This is a genomic window from Rhodohalobacter sp. SW132 (genome assembly GCF_003390325.1).
Classification (GTDB): domain Bacteria; phylum Bacteroidota; class Rhodothermia; order Balneolales; family Balneolaceae; genus SW132.
The window spans coordinates 21,555-40,791 of the sequence record NZ_QUOK01000002.1; the positions used below are offsets into that span (position 1 = coordinate 21,555).

The following is a 19,237-nucleotide window of genomic DNA, read 5'->3' on the forward strand; positions in this document are numbered from 1 at the left end:
TACAGTTTATGAGGAATGTGATTTAAATCCTTTTCTTTTCATCTGTCCCCAGCTTTTCTTCCCTTTTATAAAATCAATCAACCCTGTAATTTGCCACCAGGCGTGAATCTGTCGATACCCGAGATTTTCCACAAATGAGTAGAGGATCAATATGAGCACATCTTTTGAACTGCTGTAGGTCTTGAATGCGATCTCTTCGGCAAACACCGAGATTAGTGACACAATCATGCCGTAGACAATCGATATTGCAGCAAACAGAATTACAAAAGGAACGCTCATGTAACCGGGAATCAGGAAGAGGGCGGCGATATAGATATAGCTTCCGAGGATTACAATCGGGCCGATCAATTCAAAAATCAAAAAAAACGGAAGTACAAACAGTCCGATATGTTTATACTTTGGATTGAAAAACATGTACTTGTGGCGCCACAGGGAATCTGCAAGTCCGCGATGCCATCGGTTCCGTTGATTTTTCAGGCTTTTATAGTCAGTTGGCACTTCTGTCCAGCAGATCGGTTCGGGAAGAAACCGAACGTGATACTCCTCCTTTTTCTTTAAAAAATGGCTGTGCATCCGGATGATTAGCTCAATATCCTCACCAACCGTATCGGGCAGATAGCCGCCCACTTCCAGTAGAGCCTTACGATCAAATATCCCAAAAGCCCCGGAAATAATGACCAGGCTGTTCAGATAATCCCATCCAACGCGCCCAAACAGAAACGCACGTATATATTCCACAGACTGCAGCCGGCCCCAGAACGTATCGGGCACGTGGATCGCCTCAATTTCGCGGTTCCTGATCTTGCATCCATTAATCACACGTATGATACCCCCGGCAGCTATCGTATTTTTTTGTGTGATAAATGTTTGAATCAGCTTTTTTAAAACATCCTGTTCCAGAATCGAATCCGCATCAATTGCACAGATAAGGTCATTTTCCGACACATTAATACCGGTGTTCAGGGCATCCGCTTTCCCGCCATTTTCCTTGTCGATCACGATCAGGGATGGGATGTCCGGGGATTGATAGATTCCACTTACTTGCTGATGGGAGATCGTCTGCTGATAGTAGAGATCCGTTTTCTGCAGATCAAAATGGCTGATCAGTACACCCAGGGTGTTGTCACTGCTCCCATCATTAATCACGATAATGTCATATTCCGGATATTCCAGCCTGAGTAGTGATTCTATAGATTCAACAATATTTTCAGCTTCATTGTAGGCCGGAACCAGGATACTGATAGTTTTATAGAGATTCGACTGAAACAGGCCGGAGGGCTTAATTACATTACTGAGCAGCATCTGTTTGCGAACATAGATCAGCGAACTCACCACTAATAGCAGGTATACGGTATTGATGCTGAAAAAATAGGCGATGATACTCCATTCGATAACATTAATCATAGAGTCCCTGGGGTATTAAATCAGTATCTGACCGGTCTGATTTTCTTATTGGTCAGTATTCTGATGCCTGTTGTGATACTATTTATAACTTTTACTTTATTGAGCTCTTTACCGGATGGATTTTGTACCAACCGTATGTTGTTGATATAGTACATAATCTGGAGCAAAATGTTCTGAAGCAGAGTATGTCCTGTTCCGGGATGCTGAACAAGAATTTCGATTACCTCTTTTCGAATTTCAAACTCCATATCGATTATACGCTTTTGTATAAACTGCAGATGCTCCGTTTCACCCATATGGTTCAGGGCCTTTATGCTCGCAAGCCGGACTTCCGGGTCTCTGTTCCTTGCATATTTCATCAAATCAGATGACGATTCAAGTATCTCTAATTCTCCGAGCGCTTTAATAAGTGCGATTATCAGTGGTTTTGTGGTTTTACTTAAGGTTAATTTCTTAAAGTACTCATACAGAAATTCACTGTACTCATAGAAGTTTTGTTCCGCAAAATAGATTACTATAATCCGCTTTCGGTCAGGGGGAAGATCGTTCCTTGCAAGCATCTCTTTTAATGACATGGAGGTGATAGCATGGAGTTTTTCACCATCCCGGTAGAAGATATGGATCAGTTCTCCAAACATGAGGCTTGAAGCGTCGTTACGTTTTAAAAAACGAATGAGAGCACTCTCGCGCACCGAAATGTCGCCGGATGACTGCAGTGCTTTTGTCGCAGCATATGCAAGCTTGACATTTCCTGATTGGCTCAAAGTATTCAATCTGCCAGTTACCCTTTCATCATCCACTCCACACTTTTCAAAGTAGAGGCAGGAGAGGAGTTGATTTTTACCTGACCGGCTAAAGATTTTTCTCGAATAAAAAGAATGAAAAAGAGGACGTTTGATCAGCCAGACAAGCTTTTCATTTTCTTCCCCCTTCATGATGTCAGAAAGTTCTTCAATGAGTTCCAGGAAGTAGACAAGATCCCGGGTTCGTTTTTTGACCCTGGCAAGCAGCTTTTCTGCATCCTCCGGCTGTTTTGCTGTTTCTACAAAATGAAAAAGTTCAGTAAGATAGAGATCCCTGAATTTATCCCTGTACCTGTTCCATAACTGGTTTCTCGCCCGGGTCCAGAACGTATAGCTCACCAGGGCGATAAAGACCAGAATCAGGCAGCATAGTAGTACCAGTACGATATGGAACATCGGTGTTGAATACACATTCAGCTGGCTTTGAGAAGTTTTTTAACACGTACGATAAACTCTCTCTTCTGAAACGGTTTTGTAATGTATTCATCTGCTTTCATTTCAAAACTCCTTTCAATATCCTCCGAACTGGATTTGGCAGACATCATGATGATTTTAGTCTCTTTGTGCAGCTCATCACTTCTAAGTTCTTTCAGGATTTCATACCCATTCATGCCGGGCAGCATGATGTCGAGCAGGATCAGGTTAGATTTATGTTTCTTTGCATACTCGAGTCCTTCCAATCCATTTTTAAAGGTGATTGTATCGCATTTAAATTCACGCTGCATGATACGTTCAATGAGCATTTGAGTGACTTTATCGTCCTCAATAATTACAACTTTGTGCTGATCCATGATCTAAACGTCCTTTATTGGGCCTGGCAGATTTCTATTAATAATGTTATCGGCAAATAACGTTTTAACTATACCCTTATATAATTGTGATTTTCCTCAATTGATGTAAAAAAGAAATGGTTTATTATCACCATTATAGGGTGATTTTTAACGTCACATTATGTTCTCATATAAATCCTTCAAAAATCTGAAATAAATAGAACATTTTAAAAAGTCTGATTTCTGCAAAGAAATGCAGCACGAAAGTATACGCTTACGTCTCGCCCTATACCCTTGTTCTAATTGGCGTACAAGTGACTGCTATTACCCGTGAAATTTTATGATATTGGTTTTTGTATACCCCCGGTTGAAAATTATAATATATTCGGGTTAATATTTTTGCATTTGAACAGGTGAGTTGTTGAAAGAAATGATTTTATGGCCAAATTAAAGAAAAAGGTGCTTTTTGTTCTATACCCCATAAAACTCAGGCTATCCATGTCGAAGCTATGGCTTGGGAAAAAGCTTGGATTTGTCCGTTCGGTGATGATTATGCCGTACCAGGGCTTTGGCAACGGGAAAGAGTTGTTTTTCCTTGGACGAGTGTTGGGGGACAGGCAGATCGGCCTTTCACAACCGGAGGACAGCAAGTGGCGGAATTTTAAAAAAATGTATAAGCGCTTCATGACATGGAAAATTCCGGATGCGAGGCTGGAAGCATCTTTTGATGGCGTTTCAAAATCGGTGCTATCCGACGAGAAAGGATATTATGAATTCAGAATGGAACTGTCTCAGCCCTTAAGGGGGCACAATCCATGGCAAAAAGTTCAGGTGGAGCTGGTAGATAAGGTGGTTAAAAATCAGAAATCCCCTGTTGTTTACAGTGATCTGTTTGTTCCCCCGGAAGATGTGGAATTTGGGGTTATTTCCGATATCGATGATACCATTGTACCCACGGGTGCCACAAGAGTGTGGGAAATGATGAAAACAACGTTCCTGGGCAATGCACAAACAAGGGTTCCTTTTCCGGGGGTAGCTGCATTTTACCAGGCACTTTCAAAAGGACTTGTGGGACACGAAAACAACCCCTTTTTCTATGTATCGAGTTCTCCCTGGAATTTGTACGATTTTCTGCGGGAATTAATGACCATTCATAATCTTCCGCAAGGCCCCTTAATGTTAAGAGACATTGGTTTATCCAGGGAACAGTTTTTTGCCGGAAGTCACTCCGAACATAAGCTGGTACAAATTGAAAGAGTATTTGAAATTATCCGTGACATTCCTTTTATCCTGATCGGTGATTCCGGTCAGCATGATGCTGAAATTTACCTCCAGGTGATCAAGGATTATCCCGGCAGGGTGAAAATGGTTTATATTCGAGATGTTGATCCTGCCAGCCATGAGAAAGTGCTAAAAATAGCAGGGGAAATCGAAAAGCTGGGGGTTGAAATGATGCTGATCAGTGATACGATCGAAGCCGCCAGTCATGCGGTTTCCAAAGGATGGATTCTGGAAGAGGATATCGCCGATATCGCGGAAGAAAAGAGAGAGGATGAAGATTTAGCTTGATCCTGAATTTAGATAACCTCATAAAGATGCCGACGGATTTACGTAAACGCATTGAAAAAGACAATCAGACGATAGTCCCCAACTGTATCAACCTGATATGTGAAATGTAAAGTTAAAGGCATGGGTAAAAACTGTATCAATTCTTACCTCTTACCCGGTAACGACTCCGGGTTGATCATCATCATTGCGGGACAACTCACGTTTGCAATTGTTTTTGCTATGATTCCGTGCATGGTTAACAGATTGGAAAACAATCTTTTAACCCCAGAGCAGATGATTTCGATCATTAGCGTGGGATGGCTAATTCTGGCTGTGGCCAATGTGTCGTTTATCTGAGCTCATTGCAGATTTAATGAACGGATTTCCGGAAATTTATACGGGTTTTGCTGTTTGAAATCTTGACGCCAAAAGAACTACCACACCATTTGAAATCTCGCGAATCCACCATCTAAAATAGCCGGGTCTTGATTTTCACGCCGAGTACCCCAGCCGGTGTAGCGATCACCATCGAGATCTAAAGAGGTGCCGATGGTCAGTTTTGAATGATCGGTGAAACGGAAACTGATGCCCAGTGTGAGCCGCTCATTTCGCGACACAATCTGGTTGTGATAGTAAAAGCGATAGCTGATGGCTCTTACGGTTTGAGAATAGCTGTCATATGCAGGGGTACGCCAGTCTCCGTTATGTTCCAGATAAAGCGATATCAGCCGGCCTTCAGGGGCGTAGAATATACGGGATTTATTGAAACGCCTGATCTCGTTGAAGTCAAACGGATAACTTTGGCGATGTACTAATGGATCCTGTGCCGCATAAGCCTCGGGATTTTCGTCGAACTGCTGATCGCGGTTGCGCTCAATCCAGAACCATTGCTCAACACCAAAACTACGCCAGCGGTACGTTAGATAGAATCCACCGCGATGCTCTGTTTGGCGGTTGCCGTAATCAAGTTCGTACTCCGATCCGGTTGCGGGTTTTCGCTGCATCCGTGTAAATGTTCGTTGATAGATAATCCCTGCAGTACCACCGGGAAACAGAACTTCAAAAAGGGCCGCCTGGTAGTTGACCCATTCTTCCAACAAAAAGTTCGCATCCGGAAAATCGCGCTGTGATACATCGGCTATACTGCGTGGCTGAACTGCCACAACTGCCTCACCACGAAAGCGCCAGATCAACGGACTCTCCAGCCGCAGCGTATACAGATTCGGTCTTTGGGAGTAGGTGTGCTGAAACTCAGGCTGAGACTGTCGCATATTGGAGATCCCGCTTACAATATTATTGGCCCAGTCGAGTAGCGTAACATCAACCGTGACAAATCCCAGATCACGATTGCCAAATCGGTAGAAAAATGAAGCGTCCAGGTCTGCTTTCATATTGCCGAGTGTGTGTTGAAGGCCCAGTGTATGAAGATTCCCAAATCGGTGATTATAGCCCAGGATAAATAATCCCCGCCTGGCACGGATATCTTCCTGCTGGTAAGCCCATATGTTGAATTCACTGTTTTCAGTGATATTGATTCGATTCCTGAACTCGCTGCGAACCGCGAAAATTTGAGTGTCCAGGCTGCCAACAAATGAGCGGAACCCATTGTTGGAGGTAGTCCAGTCATAATCATCAAAGTAACTAAACCGATAGGTCAACAGATCAATCTCGTATTCCATAGGCATATCCTGGGTATGCATGCGGAAAAGTCCGCGATCGTAATAGACGCCGCCCATATTGTTAGACCGGTCGAGGATATGCATCCGAAGGTGATTTTCCCATCCGGAGAGAGTTGCTCGCGGAGAGTCAGCTCCCTGACCTGCAGCAGAGGAAGGCAGTACCGACCATAGCACGAGGCAAAGACTGATCATCCACAGCATAGGATGGATTGCTTTGGCGAGATTCTGGCTCAATTGGAAATAGTTTAATTTTACTAATCGTTTTTTTAAAAATAGGAATTGAAAGACTTTAGGGGTGCCAAAGGTTAAAAGTCCTACTCCAGTCTACTCATCTTTTTTTACTTTCAGACCCTATTCATCCCAGGCTTTAAAGACGGTCGCAGCCCCGGTTGCAATAACAAGCAGTCCAATCCACGGCTCCAGGCCTGAAGTTGGTGTAGTTATTTCTGGAACTGATAAAAATGTGTACAGAGTAAAAATTATTCCTGACAACAGAACTACGATTCCAATCACCTTCATAAACTCCCCATTTCGTTTAATTTGATATGTACATATATCTTTAATCTACCATTAAATAAAATAAATTGTCAGATTTTTGGATACAAAATTATGAGATTGTATGCTTGTACTATAATCTTAATAACGTTATTTGCTGCGTAGTTGTGATGAAAGTAATCTGTAAAGAATTACATTAATTTCTAATGTTTGAATTTGCAATTATTGGAGCATTTGGTATCAACTGACGGTGGAGTTTTAGATTTTACTTCCTTTATTGTGAAATATTGCAAACGAAATGATGACCACCCCGGCAGATTGTTTACTTGAACATATCGTACAAAACGATATCTTAACAATCTTGTGTTCGGGTATATACTCTAAACCATAGTATCATCATACTTTTTTATGGACATTGTCTGGATCGGACTGGCATTTTTTCTTGGTTTATTGCTCAATCGAGTTCATATCCCGCCACTGGTTGGTTATCTGCTTGCGGGAATTGGTCTTTCGTTTACAGGTTACGAACCCGGGATTTTACTTCATGAAATCGCTCACTTAGGAGTTATTTTTCTTCTTTTTACTGTAGGGCTGCACATCAGCTTGAAAAACATACTGCAGAAAGAGGTTCTGGGAGTTGGTTTAATACATCTGATGATATCTGCAGGGATTTTTATTCCGGTAGGCCTCTACTTTGGACTGAGTACGGAAGCGGCTGTTATCGTGGCTATAACTCTTGGTTTTTCGAGTACCGTTTTGGCAGCAAAAGGGCTTGAAACGCGAAATGAACTGAGTTCGTACTATGGCCGCCTTTCAATTGGGATTTTAATTGTTCAGGATTTAGTAGCGATTGGAATTATTGCGTATGCCGGTGGTGGAGTTCCGTCACCATGGGCAGTTATTTTACTTGGTCTTCCCCTGCTTCGACCGCTCCTGTCACGCCTTCTTTATATCGTTGAGCGTGATGAGTTGTTATTGTTGATGGCCCTTTCACTCGCAATGGGGGGTGATGCACTGTTCGAAGCGGTGAACCTGAGCGGTGAGCTGGGTGCACTCGTCATGGGTATGCTTTTTGTGAATGATGAAAAAGCTGATCAGCTTGAAAAAAAGATCTGGGGCATAAAAGAAGCTTTTCTGGTTGGTTTTTTCCTTGAAATCGGACTCGGCGGATTCCCTGATACATCAGGTTTCTACTTCGTAGGGGTCCTCTTGTTGCTTCTGCCATTGAAAGCAGTTCTGTTTTATGGACTTTTTGTGGCTTTTAAACTTCGCTCGCGAACCAGTTTCCTTTCAACAGTAACTCTCACAGCGTACAGTGAATTTACACTTATTGCCGGAGCTGTTGCTGCATCAGCCGGTATTATACCGGGAGAAGTAATTGTGATTTTAGGGTTGCTTACTGCAGTATCATACGTGATTAACTCAGTTCTTGTCAGGTACGAGGATGTATTGTGGCAACGAACCAGTTCACTCCTCCGAAGATTTGAGCGCGATGTAAAACACCCGGATCACCAGCCGGTATCTCTTGGCGCTGCGCAATACCTGGTAATTGGAATGGGGCTGACCGGACAGGCCGCTTTAAAAATGTTTAATCAGGAAAACCAGGCTGCTGTAGGAATTGATATAAATCCAGACCGGGTAAAGCAAATCCTGGATGAAGGATACCGTGTGCTGTATGCCGATGCACAAGATGCCCTTTTCTGGGAAGAACTGGATATGCAGAAAGTAAAAACAATACTCATCGCCATGTCGGGCGATATCTATACCAAGGAGTTTATTGTAGAACAGCTTCGCCGAAAGAAGTATCGTGGAACTATTCGTGTATTAACACAAAATGAACGGGAAGGTGAACGGATACTCAAAGCCGGCGGAACTCCGGTTTCGGTCCCGGCTGTACAGATGGGGGAAAAACTCGCAAAGATGAGTTTAGAAGAGCAGGACTGAAAGAGAATACATCCGGAAGGGAAGTTGAGTGTGTCCAGGGATGCTAAGTGAATACATTACCAATTACGTTTCCTGTAGATTTTAGTTTTTCAAAGCCAGTTAGCGCTACTGTCAAGTCACTATTTATTTGTCGGGTTAATGAAATACCTTCATCCGCTGTCTCCGCGTCATCGGATGAGTGGATAGGGGTAAGATATTACTCTATAAGATTATGCTCTGGATAATTTAAAATAAGGACAATTCACCGGATGAAGCGAATTCATCTGGAGAAGATTTGCACCAAACATACCCGTCAATATATCAATGACACGACACTACACGACACTCAGCATTGGTTTTAGGAAGATTAAAAAAGCCCACGTATGTTATAAAGATTTCTAATTTAGATGATTAACTTCAATTAACTGGTTATGATAATATTCAATCGCTGCTGTTTTTCCTTTAAAAAGGCACTCTTCACACTTGCTGTCCTGGTACTATTCATCAACCTCTCTTTTGCACAATCTCCCGTACCGGAGGATGTTGAGGTTGAGCATCTTGCAGATGGATTCACCCTTAGCGAAGGGCCGTTTTGGCACCCCGACGGTTATTTGATTTTCAGTGACGTATCAGAAAGTATCATCTATAAGTGGACGGAAAGTGGCGGAGTTGAACCATTTTTAGAACCATCCGGAGAGGCTAACGGTATTACTTCAGATCTGTTCGGTAACCTGGTTATTGCCCAGCATGATGCACGGCAGGTAGGAAGACTCGAATCCGATTTAGAAACCATCACACCGCTGGCTACAGAGTATAACGGAAACCGGCTGCACAGCCCGAACGATCTGGTCGTAAAGTCAGATGGTGCGATCTTTTTTACAGATCCTCCGTGGGGTGGGAATGAATCAGAAATAGACTTTCACGGCGTATACCGAATCCCGCCAGATGGGGGTCCGATTCAACTCCTGGTTGATGACCTGGATTATCCAAACGGACTCGCATTCTCGCCTGATGAAAGCAAACTTTACATTTCAGAAACACTCAACAGTTATATCCATGTGTATGATGTGGTGGATGATTCAACTCTTGCAAACGGATCGGTATTTGCGATCGCTAATCAGCATGGAGACAATCCCCAAAGCGGGGCAGACGGCATTAAAGTGGATAATGACGGGAATGTATGGGCTGTAGGGTCTGATGGTGTAGCAATATTTTCCCCCAACGGTGACCTGCTCGATATAATCCCGGTTCCCGAATCCACAACCAACCTGAACTGGGGAGGAACAGACAGACTGAAGCTTTTTATCACAAATTTCAGCGATCTCTACAAAGTAGATTTGGGACCACTTGAACGTCCCGATGCCCCGGTCAACCTCGTGGCAATGGATTCCGAAAACGGCGTATCACTTCAATGGGAAGGCACCGGCGAAAGTATCAGGCATTTTACGGTTTACAGGAGTGCCGACGGAGAACCGTTTGAGAAAATTATCGCAGCACCCTTCAATAATTTTGTTACAGATACGGATGTTCAATCCAATGCCGCATACACCTACAAAGTAACGGTTACGGATATCATGGGGTTTGAATCCGGTTTTTCGAATGAGGCAGGGGCGATGAGTACCGGTTTGGATGAGAGTCAGTATCAAATAGACAGTCACAAACTTCAGCAAAATTATCCTAATCCATTCAATCCTTCCACAAATATCACGTTTTCACTCGAAAATAGCGGACGGGCAGCTCTGAATGTTTACAATCTCAACGGCCGTCTGATTGATTCCATTTTTGAAGGCACAAAAAGTGCCGGTTTTCATGAAGTGGTTTGGGATGCAAGCCGATTTCCGTCCGGACTCTACATTTACACGTTGAAAACAGAGCGCGACAGCCATTCAAGGAAAATGCTATTGATAAAATAAGATCATCAACTGTTTGGGGGTGATTGGCTATTAATTCAAAGAAAGTGTGATTGGTTATCACCCTTACCACTCCGGATGGATGATTGATAAGTGTAAAAAACACACTAAAAATATTGAATCTAAGCTGTATAAATCAGAAATTGAATACAGAGTCGGTTATGAATTCGCGAATGGCCATAGGTTTGGAGTTACAAGAAACAAAGAGATGAATTCTGAATCTTCATTTCCGCATCGGAGCCGGTATAAATGGGAGTTTTATCAATTTTAAAAAGAGCGAGCTATGAAACATACATACCAATGTCTTAAAAAGTACAGAATTGCCTTTTTAACACTAATGATTGCACTGTTTTCTTCTGTACATCTGAGTGCACAACAAAATGCCCCGCTGTTTTCACAATTTGTCTATGAAGGGGACGACCAGATTTATAAAGATCATCCCCTGGAAGAGGATGAATTTTACACACCGATTCTGCAGGGTACCTATCCCGATCCGGCGATTGTGCGCAGAGGTGATGATTATTTTATGGTACACTCTTCGTTTTCGATGTGGCCGGGTATCCCGATTTTCCACTCCAATGATCTTGTTAACTGGACCCAGATAGGCCATGTGTTAGATCGAAAATCACAGCTTTTCGTTCAGAATGCGGGGATCAGTGAGGGGCTGTACGCACCGGCGATCAAATACAATCCGCATAATGAAACTTTTTATATGATTACCACCCAGTTTGCGGGCGGAATCGGGAATATGGTCGTTACAACCCAGGATCCTTTTGAAGGATGGAGCGATCCATATCCGCTTAATTTTAACGGAATTGACCCATCTCTTTTCTTTGATGATGACGGCAAAGCATTTGTTGTGCATAATGACGCTCCTGATGAAGGAGAAGAACTTTATGAGGGCCATCGTGTGATTAAAATCTGGGATTATGATTTAGAAGAGAACCAGGTGATTGAAGGTACCGATAAGATTATCGTGGATGGCGGGGTTGATATCACTGAAGAACCCATTTGGATTGAAATGCCGCATATCTACAAAAGAGACGACGGCCGCTACTACCTTTCATGTGCAGAAGGGGGAACCGGTGACTGGCACAGCCAGGTCGTTTTTGTGTCTGATAATCCGCGCGGCCCATATAAACCGGCTGACAACAATCCGATTCTTACCCAGCGTTATCTGAACCCCGACCGCGAAAACAGAGTGGAATGGGCTGGGCATGCTGATATGGTTGAAGGTCCGGATGGAGAACTTTATGGCGTGTTCCTGGCAATTCGTCCCAATGAAGAAAACAGAGTTACAACCGGCCGGGAGACTTTCATTTTGCCTGTAGACTGGAGCGGCGAATTCCCCATTTTCGTGAACGGGCTTGTACCTCTGAAACCTAAACTGAAGATGCCGGAAGGTGTGGAAAACAAAACCGGTCAGGATGGATTTTTCCCGAACGGAAATTTTACGTTCACGGAAAATTTTGAATCTGAAGATCTCGATTATCGCTGGATCGGCATGCGAGGACCGCGTGAAGATTTTATTTCAGTGGATAGTAACGGATTAACGATAAACCCGTTTGACACAAATATTCATGACACGGCACCTATTTCTTCTCTGTTCAAGCGGCATATGCACGACACATTCACGGCAACAGCCACACTGGAATACAGCCCGCAATCCGAAAACGATCTGGCAGGTCTCGTGAATTATCAGCGGGAAACGTATCACTACGTGTTTGGTGTCACCAAAAAAGATAATGAGCACTATATTTTGTTACAGCGAACCGAGGATGGGGAATCCACCATTGTTGCCAGCACAACCATTGATGCCGACAATCCGATACATCTTCAGGTGAGGGCTGATGGAGATGACTACCGCTATTATTTTTCAACAAACGGAACCGACTTTACTAATGTAGGCGGTACGGTTTCAGCTGATATCCTTTCCACCAACATGGCCGGCGGATTTACCGGTGCGTTGATTGGCTTGTACGCAACATCGTCGAACGATGCCCGGCCTGAATAGAAAATGAGCCTGACAACCCTCCAGGAGTTTTGAACTCTTGGAGGGTTCTTAATTCGACTGACGAACTCAGACCTCCAATGTTTTAGAAACCTTGGAGGTCTCTGGTTTTAATGCAATTGTGAAGGAGATTTGATTATCTGCGGTTGGAACGGTTCTGGCCTCATCATTAAATTCAGCAATATTGGGCCGGACTTCATAAATCCAACTGTCGGCATCGCTGGCTGAATCGTACTTCATAAATTGCCAGTTATCATTTATGGAAAGGATTTACCTGGCATTTTTCGAGCGGTCTGCTTCACTGCATATTGTGGTAAAGGTAGAGAGGGGAAACGAAAAAATCCGTACAGACAAAAGAGTTATTTACTCAGACTCTGATAGCCTAAAATATTTTTCATGATTGGTGAAGATTAGGTTGGCTCCTTAAGTTAGATCAAACTGATTTTGTTCAATTCGATATATATTTTGCGCAGTATTACTTTGGGATTAGGTTAATAATTGTATCTTTTTAGAGTACAAAGAAATATTTGTATTATTTTAGGTAAATGAGTTGGAGGTAAAAAGGCGATTATTGCTCAGATAGAGTCATTTTTTGTGCAGCTCTCACATTTAATAAAATTTGAATACACATGAGATATATATTAGGAATTTGTCTGATTTTGTTGGTCAGCGGATGCACCAATAATTCACACGAGGAAACAAATATGGTGTTAAAAGATGCTTTCGACGGTGACTTTTTAATTGGATCGGCTGTTAATGAAGGCATCATATCCGGCGGGGATGCCGAAGGTCAGCGAATTGTGATGGAGCATTTTAATACCATTACGGCTGAAAATGTGTTGAAGCCGGAACCGATTAACCCCGAACCTGGAGAGTATAATTTTGGCCCGGCTGATGCTTTTGTTGAGTTTGGAGAGGAAAATGATATGTTTATTGTCGGGCACGCACTGGTTTGGCACAATCAAACACCGGACTGGTTTTTCCATGATGAGGATGGAAACCCCAATTCCCCGGAAGCCCAGATTGAACGTATGCGGGAGCATGTTGAGCTGGTGGCCGGACGATATGCCGGCAGGGTTGATGCATGGGATGTGGTAAATGAGGTGATCGCCGAGGATGGTTCCTATCGCCCCACAACATGGGTTGAAGGCGTGGGAGATGGTGATGAAATGGTGAAGCAGGCTTTCCGTTTTGCTGAGGAATTTGCCCCGGATACGGAACTTTATTATAACGATTTTAACGCATGGCGGCCTGCTAAGCGAGATGGTATCATGAGATTGGTGCGCATGCTGCAGGATGAAGGAATCCGGATTGATGGAGTAGGAATCCAGGGGCACTGGGGCCTCAATTATCCTAAGAATGAATATATAGAAGCCGCAATCGATTCATTTTCTACACTGGGAGTTAAAGTGATGGTCACTGAGCTGGATATAGATGTGCTGCCATTTACACGAGAAGGGCAGGTGATCGGTCAGGCGTTTAGTCATTCCCAGTTTCAGTTTGAAGAGTTCAGAGAATACCTGGATCCTTACTCTGATGGGCTGCCGGATGACGTTCAGCAGCAACTGACAGATCGTTACGCCGAAATTTTCCAGATTTTTTACGACCGCCGGGATAAGTTAGATCGCGTTACGCTTTGGGGGGCTCACGACGCAATGTCATGGAAGAACGATTATAATGTACCGGGACGAACAAACTATCCGCTGCTTTTTGACAGAGATTATCAACCGAAACCTGCGGTGAATGCCATTACAAATATTCCGGAATAACTTGCGCCGAATCCGGTTTAAATTAAGATCATAAACAACGCTCCGGAGATATGGTATTTCTCATGCCACCCAATCCAGTTCAAAAATCAGATGTTGTAATAGGTGTTTTGCTTTGCAAATCTCAAAACCCTCAGAAATACCATATCTGAGGGGCTGTGAGTTTTGGAAGAGAGAGATATGGTATTTCTCAAGCTAACCAATCCAGTTCAAAATTTAGATGTCGTAGTAGGTGTTTCGTTTTGCAAGACACAAAACCCTCAGAAATACCATATCTGAGGGGCAATGAGTTTTGAAAGGCTCAAGATCTTCAGAAATACCATATATGCCAACTGAGTTTAATCGTTCATGCAGGATCTGATCGGCTGGTCATAGTACTTTGAATAGGAAATAGAGGCACATGAACTCGTCCGAAGAAAAATACAATCGCCGGACGTGGCTTAGATCTTATTGTAGTTCTAATAGATGAGGTGAAAAAGTACGAGTGATTTAAAACTATTAGACTTTCGTTGTCGTCTTACCAGCAGAGATCCTGTATGAATTGAAACGATAACAAATCACTCATGGTTTATGCCTTTTTTAAATAGAAAACAGATTTTACTGTCATTCATAGCTACGTTTTGCTTTACACTTGGTTTTATGACGTCACAATCGATCCAAAAAACCAACTGGGTGGGATATATGGTGCATGGAATTGATGCGCCGGTTGAACGATCACTTATCCCTCAGCCCGATGGCTTCAAGACCAAAGTAGAAGGTCAGGTCGTTATCGGCTTGCGGGATGATGGCGTAGTGGTGTGGAAACATGTTGAGAGTGAGGAAACATCAGCCCGTTAAACTTTCCCACGGTTCACCAATTCTAAGTATCCAGTACTTCAACCATATCATCAACCCGATTAGAGGTGCCTTCATCAAAAGGATGAAGTCCGATGACCAACTTTCCGAGAAATCCTTTTCTTGATTTTAGCGGAATAACGGCTGCTCCATCTATTATTTCAGCTTCGCTTCCCCTGTTTTCACCCCACGATTCATCTGAAAAATTGTAGCGGATGTTCCATTGGGTCAGGTTGCCGCTCTCTGCCTGAGTGGCTCGTATCGTAATATTTTCCCTGAAAATATTCTCTTCAGGAATCCGCTGACGTGTAAAGATACTTCCATCAATCCGGTACTCTGTCGTACGGACGGCAATATCTGCGGAGAAAACGAGCGTATGTCCAGATTCGATTCGTTTGGTGTCGAGCGGTACATTAAACAGAATCGGCATTTTTGGTTTTGAATTTCCGTCGGGAAACATCTCATCAAACTTTTTGAAAACGGCGGAGTGATTTTCGGCACGCCGGTCACTCAGCCTGAAACGTGACGCCCTTGGCATCACCACCGATTCAAACAGATAGGAGGCCCGGACTTTTCGCCCCTCATCTTTCGCTCTCTTCACAGAGGGGGGGGAGCGGTAAATGATCGGCGTAAAGCACGGCTTTTACCATCATATCTCCAAACAGAAACCGGACCAGGTTCTGGTAACCCTCTTCAGAATTCACCATTCCGTAGTGTCCGCTGTGGCTGTGGTGGGTATACGTTCTTGGTGCTCCCTGAACAGAAGCGTTACTGATCATTACAAGACCATCACTCATCGGTCCCACCGCAAGTTTCATCGCATAATAATCGCGATGATTGGTACCAACAAGGCAGAAAAAACGCTCAGAAGGAAACTTATTATTCAGAGAGTTTACTTGTGCTCCCGATGGCAGCCCAAGGTATTCTGCCATATTCTGACGATTAAAATTGTTCATATCCCACGTGCCAAGAAAGCGGGGTACGTTTGTTCCGCGGATATCAATCCCGTTATGGGGTGTTCCATAGGTAAAGACCTTATCCACACTGTTTTTCGCTTCCGGTTCTCCCACATTATCGTTCTGTAACAGACACCGCGCGATTAGTCCGCCCATAGAGTGAGCGACCAGGTAGACCTTAAACATCCTTTTTGCTTCATCATCATCTCCGCAAACCTGGTGTTTTACCGTTAGGATGAGCTCGCTGAGCTTCTTTGCGGCCTCTATGATGGATGGAGCTCCGCCGCCGCTTCCTATTTCTGAATCGGCATCATCATAATAGCGGTGAATGATGATGCTTTTGGCAGGAATTTCGCCCTCCAGTTCAGCACCGTTTCCGTAGTTATCTGCGTAACCATAATCTTTCATCAGGCGGATCAGTGGAGATTCAAAAATGTGTCGTTTGACTTCCCCGGTCCAATCCTGCCTGATTTTTGTTGAACCAAGATTAAATCCCATATAGGGTGTAGAAACGGTTTCATCGATTGCATCCTGCGTCATCGCATATCCGCGGATGTAGATTATTGGATAGAAAGGTGGTTTGATTCGCGGCATACCGTTACCTCAGGATTTGATGTTTAAACTTTTTAGAAGAGAACCGGATATTGTACTGATGATCGCATTTTGTAGTTTATTCATCTGCACAACGGCCAGCCCATGTTTTTTGATCGCTTTCATTTCGATCAGGTTTTTGTCGGACTGAAGGAGCCATTTAAACTCATCTTTACTCAGTTTTCCTTCCTCTAAAAGATGTGCGCGTCGTTCAAGATTCTCCTTCCGGCGAATGGCAAAATCAGTACCATCACTTACAATATCGTCGACATAATCCCGCCCAAACTCTTTACCGATATCGGCAAGATCTGATTTGAGAGTATTCAGAAATTGATTAAAATCGATCATTGGACATCTCCCGGCCTGATTTTCCCGCTTTCAAGCCCAATGATTGTATCAAATCCTTCAGCGATGTTTTCTTTTGCTTCAGTGATAAATACGTCTGACATCGTCCCGCTCTCTTCCCATAGGCTGAGAAATCCGCCCATCATTTCCCCGTCAGGGTCGATCATAATACGCCAGAGTCGGGCCGAATGATCATTGTCCGGTCGGCCGTTTGCAAATTCGTATGCTCTTTGAAGGCCAAGACGCAGCTGATCCGCCTGCTCTTTACGATCCTCGTACGGCTCTGTGGCTTGATTCATCAGATCGAGCGAAGCGACTTTCAGTTCTACAGCTTGTTGATAGGCGTTTTCGCTGTAAAGTGATATCGATGGTGCGCAGCTTTGAATGGTTAACAGTGCAATCCATAAAACGAAGATGGCTGCAGTTCCCCGATTACGTAAAATTCCCCCCGGCATGTTTACCTCCCGTATATTTATTTATCAATGATAACCCCTTATAAAACCCGGTGCCTTAATTTGTAATTAATCTATTTTAGCAGGCAGTAGCAAACACAAATTTATTTCCGATAAAAAAATATGAAAGTAGGGGAAGAGGACGAGGTGTAGGCAAAAGTGGAAAGGATCAAAAAAAAATCCGCTATTTTTAAATTAAAATAGCGGATTGTTAGATAACTTTCAGAACTGTAAATCTGTAAAACTGTAAAACTGAAATAGGTTAGTTGTCCCGGGTCAGCACACCTTTCAGGCGCTGAGCTTCTGTAGCTTGCTGACTGTTCGGGTAATTATCCAGAATTCGATTTACCATGCGGAGTGCGTTGGTATCATCCCCGGCCTCACGATAAGCTTGTGCGGCTTCCAGAAGATTCAACGGTGTGGTGGAATTATTCTCGTTCCATTCAGCGGCACGTACATACATTTCAGCAGCTTCTTCATAGCGGTCGAGTTCGGAAAGTATAATCGCATGGAGTGATATCGGGGCGACACCCATAATTCCACTTGGCACATCAAACCGCTGAATGCGATCAAGTGCATCTTCATAATTGCCGAGTTCCATTTCGGAAACGGCAGCATAATAGTTTGCAAGATTTCCGGCGGATGTTCTGCTATAGTTATCTGCAATCTGTACAAAACCAAGGGAAAAGTCATCTTCATCCCCTAAAAGAGCAGTTTCATAGTTGCCGCGCATAAATTGTTCTTCTGCTATTCCGAGAAGATCCTGCGCTTCCTGTTCCTGCTGACCTGAGTAGACAAAATAACCGACAATTAACCCGATTACGAGCAAAACGCCAAGCACTCCGCCAATGACGGTCGCTTTGTTCTGTTCGTAGTAATACATGAACCGTGAGGAATATTCTATCAGAATATCCTGTTCTAAGTCTTCTTTCTTAAGTCCCTTACTCATATAAAGCCGTTCAAATTATTTTATCTTTAAGCCGTGAAAGTTATCACTGTTTATCGTTTTAACCAAGTGAAATTGAACCTTCAATCTTATTTGGGAACAAAATTTTGAAAGAATTCAAAAAACACCACCTTAGAATGGATTGAACGGATAAATATTACTGACTGAGACATGAAAATATCATGAAAAGTGTGGATGTGGTAGTTGGTGAGTCAGTGTTATTGAGGTCGTACGTTGAAGTAAATCACACAATGTATGACTCTTTAATTGCCAGTGTCATTAAAGTTAGATTTGGGTTCAAATTAGTTATACCATACAGATTTTTAGAATGATAAAATTTGAAGCTCATCGTATTTTCGATCAGTTATTTCTTCTCTCTCGTGACGTTCGATAGCTCGGTGTAATTCAAAAACACACTTTATTTTGAATTTCAGCTTTTTAGCTATGGAGATAACATTTAGCCCCATTTGAGTCAGGCTGGTTTCATCTCTCCTTCGAACAGTTTTCCCATCTGTTTTTTTGTTGTTCCAAGTCGTAGAAGTGCTTTAATCATCAGATCTAATGATATACCTTGATCACCACCTTCAAGTTTGGCAATACGAGACTGGCTTGATCCAATGGCCTGTGCAAGCTGTTCCTGGGTCCAGCCTTTTTTTGCTCGTTGAGTTTTTACCAGTTTGCTGATATCCAGACGAATATCGATATAGGTTTCCTCTTCTGGTGTAAGTTCAAGAAAATCGGAGGCGGAGCCCACGCGATATCCTTTTTCTTCCAGTATTTTGCGTTTCTTCTTATCCATAATAT

Annotated in this window: 19 protein-coding genes; 7 read left to right on the forward strand and 12 right to left on the reverse strand. The window is 43.3% G+C overall.

All coding sequences use genetic code 11. The features are described 5' to 3' along the window. Positions 1–6 precede the first annotated feature (6 nt). The 3 genes from DYD21_RS04865 to DYD21_RS04875 are packed head-to-tail and all read right to left on the reverse strand — an operon-like array spanning position 7 to position 2,998. Positions 7–1,404 carry a glycosyltransferase family 2 protein gene (locus tag DYD21_RS04865; protein ID WP_116033549.1) on the reverse strand — a complete coding sequence of 466 codons (1,398 nt, stop codon included), beginning with the start codon at positions 1,402–1,404 and terminating at the stop codon, positions 7–9. A 20-nt stretch (positions 1,405–1,424) separates the two neighbouring features. Beyond that, a complete protein-coding gene (locus DYD21_RS04870; RefSeq protein ID WP_116033551.1) occupies positions 1,425–2,603 on the reverse strand; it encodes a HEAT repeat domain-containing protein in 1,179 nt (392 codons plus the stop codon). 17 nt (positions 2,604–2,620) lie between these two features. Continuing rightward, entirely contained in the window at positions 2,621–2,998 is a 378-nt protein-coding gene (locus DYD21_RS04875; protein ID WP_116033552.1) for a response regulator transcription factor, read from the reverse strand. Positions 2,999–3,415: 417 nt separating this feature from the next. On the opposite strand from DYD21_RS04875, the gene DYD21_RS04880 reads away from it, so the two are divergent. Beyond that, positions 3,416–4,546: an App1 family protein gene (locus DYD21_RS04880; protein ID WP_116033553.1), complete on the forward strand. Its 1,131-nt coding sequence runs from the start codon at positions 3,416–3,418 to the stop codon at positions 4,544–4,546. 120 nt (positions 4,547–4,666) lie between these two features. Then, entirely contained in the window at positions 4,667–4,882 is a 216-nt protein-coding gene (locus tag DYD21_RS04885) for a hypothetical protein (RefSeq protein ID WP_116033554.1), read from the forward strand. 77 nt (positions 4,883–4,959) lie between these two features. Here the strand turns inward: DYD21_RS04885 and DYD21_RS04890 are convergent, their stop codons facing one another. Further along, complete coding sequence (locus tag DYD21_RS04890) at positions 4,960–6,438, reverse strand: hypothetical protein (RefSeq protein ID WP_116033555.1); 1,479 nt, start codon at positions 6,436–6,438, stop codon at positions 4,960–4,962. Between the two features lie 117 nt (positions 6,439–6,555). Beyond that, positions 6,556–6,723 (reverse strand): hypothetical protein, encoded by a 168-nt coding sequence (locus tag DYD21_RS20970; RefSeq protein WP_158551414.1) that lies wholly within the window; start codon positions 6,721–6,723, stop codon positions 6,556–6,558. Positions 6,724–7,107: 384 nt separating this feature from the next. Here DYD21_RS20970 and DYD21_RS04895 point away from each other — a divergent pair, with 384 nt between their 5' ends. The 3 genes from DYD21_RS04895 (at position 7,108) to DYD21_RS04910 (ending at position 12,546) form a co-directional block, all read left to right on the forward strand. Beyond that, positions 7,108–8,643, forward strand: coding sequence for a cation:proton antiporter family protein (locus DYD21_RS04895; RefSeq protein WP_116033556.1), 1,536 nt, complete (start codon positions 7,108–7,110; stop codon positions 8,641–8,643). A 410-nt stretch (positions 8,644–9,053) separates the two neighbouring features. Next, on the forward strand, positions 9,054–10,535 hold the full coding sequence (locus DYD21_RS04900; protein ID WP_116033557.1) for an SMP-30/gluconolactonase/LRE family protein: 1,482 nt from the start codon (positions 9,054–9,056) through the stop codon (positions 10,533–10,535). A 280-nt stretch (positions 10,536–10,815) separates the two neighbouring features. Next, positions 10,816–12,546 carry a glycoside hydrolase family 43 protein gene (locus tag DYD21_RS04910; protein WP_116033561.1) on the forward strand — a complete coding sequence of 577 codons (1,731 nt, stop codon included), beginning with the start codon at positions 10,816–10,818 and terminating at the stop codon, positions 12,544–12,546. A gap of 66 nt (positions 12,547–12,612) precedes the next feature. Here the strand turns inward: DYD21_RS04910 and DYD21_RS20975 are convergent, their stop codons facing one another. Next, positions 12,613–12,783 carry a hypothetical protein gene (locus DYD21_RS20975; protein ID WP_158551415.1) on the reverse strand — a complete coding sequence of 57 codons (171 nt, stop codon included), beginning with the start codon at positions 12,781–12,783 and terminating at the stop codon, positions 12,613–12,615. 389 nt (positions 12,784–13,172) lie between these two features. On the opposite strand from DYD21_RS20975, the gene DYD21_RS04915 reads away from it, so the two are divergent. Both DYD21_RS04915 and DYD21_RS04920 read left to right on the forward strand, forming a co-directional pair. Then, positions 13,173–14,312, forward strand: a complete 1,140-nt coding sequence (locus DYD21_RS04915; protein ID WP_116033563.1) for an endo-1,4-beta-xylanase — start codon at positions 13,173–13,175, stop codon at positions 14,310–14,312. A gap of 567 nt (positions 14,313–14,879) precedes the next feature. Further along, positions 14,880–15,146 carry a hypothetical protein gene (locus DYD21_RS04920; protein WP_116033566.1) on the forward strand — a complete coding sequence of 89 codons (267 nt, stop codon included), beginning with the start codon at positions 14,880–14,882 and terminating at the stop codon, positions 15,144–15,146. 22 nt (positions 15,147–15,168) lie between these two features. On the opposite strand, the gene DYD21_RS04925 is transcribed toward DYD21_RS04920, so the two are convergent. The 6 genes from DYD21_RS04925 to DYD21_RS04950 form a co-directional block, all read right to left on the reverse strand. Beyond that, on the reverse strand, positions 15,169–15,744 hold the full coding sequence (locus DYD21_RS04925) for a hypothetical protein (RefSeq protein ID WP_147303500.1): 576 nt from the start codon (positions 15,742–15,744) through the stop codon (positions 15,169–15,171). Then, a complete protein-coding gene (locus DYD21_RS04930) occupies positions 15,725–16,693 on the reverse strand; it encodes a hypothetical protein (RefSeq protein ID WP_116033570.1) in 969 nt (322 codons plus the stop codon). Before DYD21_RS04930 ends, DYD21_RS04925 begins: the two co-directional genes overlap by 20 nt. Positions 16,694–16,702: 9 nt before the next feature. Further along, complete coding sequence (locus DYD21_RS04935; RefSeq protein ID WP_116033573.1) at positions 16,703–17,038, reverse strand: hypothetical protein; 336 nt, start codon at positions 17,036–17,038, stop codon at positions 16,703–16,705. Beyond that, the gene (locus DYD21_RS04940; RefSeq protein ID WP_116033576.1) at positions 17,035–17,490 is read right to left on the reverse strand and encodes a hypothetical protein; all 456 of its coding nucleotides are present in this window, start codon (positions 17,488–17,490) and stop codon (positions 17,035–17,037) included. The genes DYD21_RS04935 and DYD21_RS04940 overlap by 4 nt, the downstream gene beginning before the upstream one ends. A gap of 259 nt (positions 17,491–17,749) precedes the next feature. Beyond that, the gene (locus DYD21_RS04945; RefSeq protein WP_116033578.1) at positions 17,750–18,436 is read right to left on the reverse strand and encodes a tetratricopeptide repeat protein; all 687 of its coding nucleotides are present in this window, start codon (positions 18,434–18,436) and stop codon (positions 17,750–17,752) included. A 469-nt stretch (positions 18,437–18,905) separates the two neighbouring features. Beyond that, the gene (locus DYD21_RS04950) at positions 18,906–19,232 is read right to left on the reverse strand and encodes a helix-turn-helix domain-containing protein (protein WP_116033581.1); all 327 of its coding nucleotides are present in this window, start codon (positions 19,230–19,232) and stop codon (positions 18,906–18,908) included. Between the last annotated feature and the right edge of the window lie 5 nt (positions 19,233–19,237).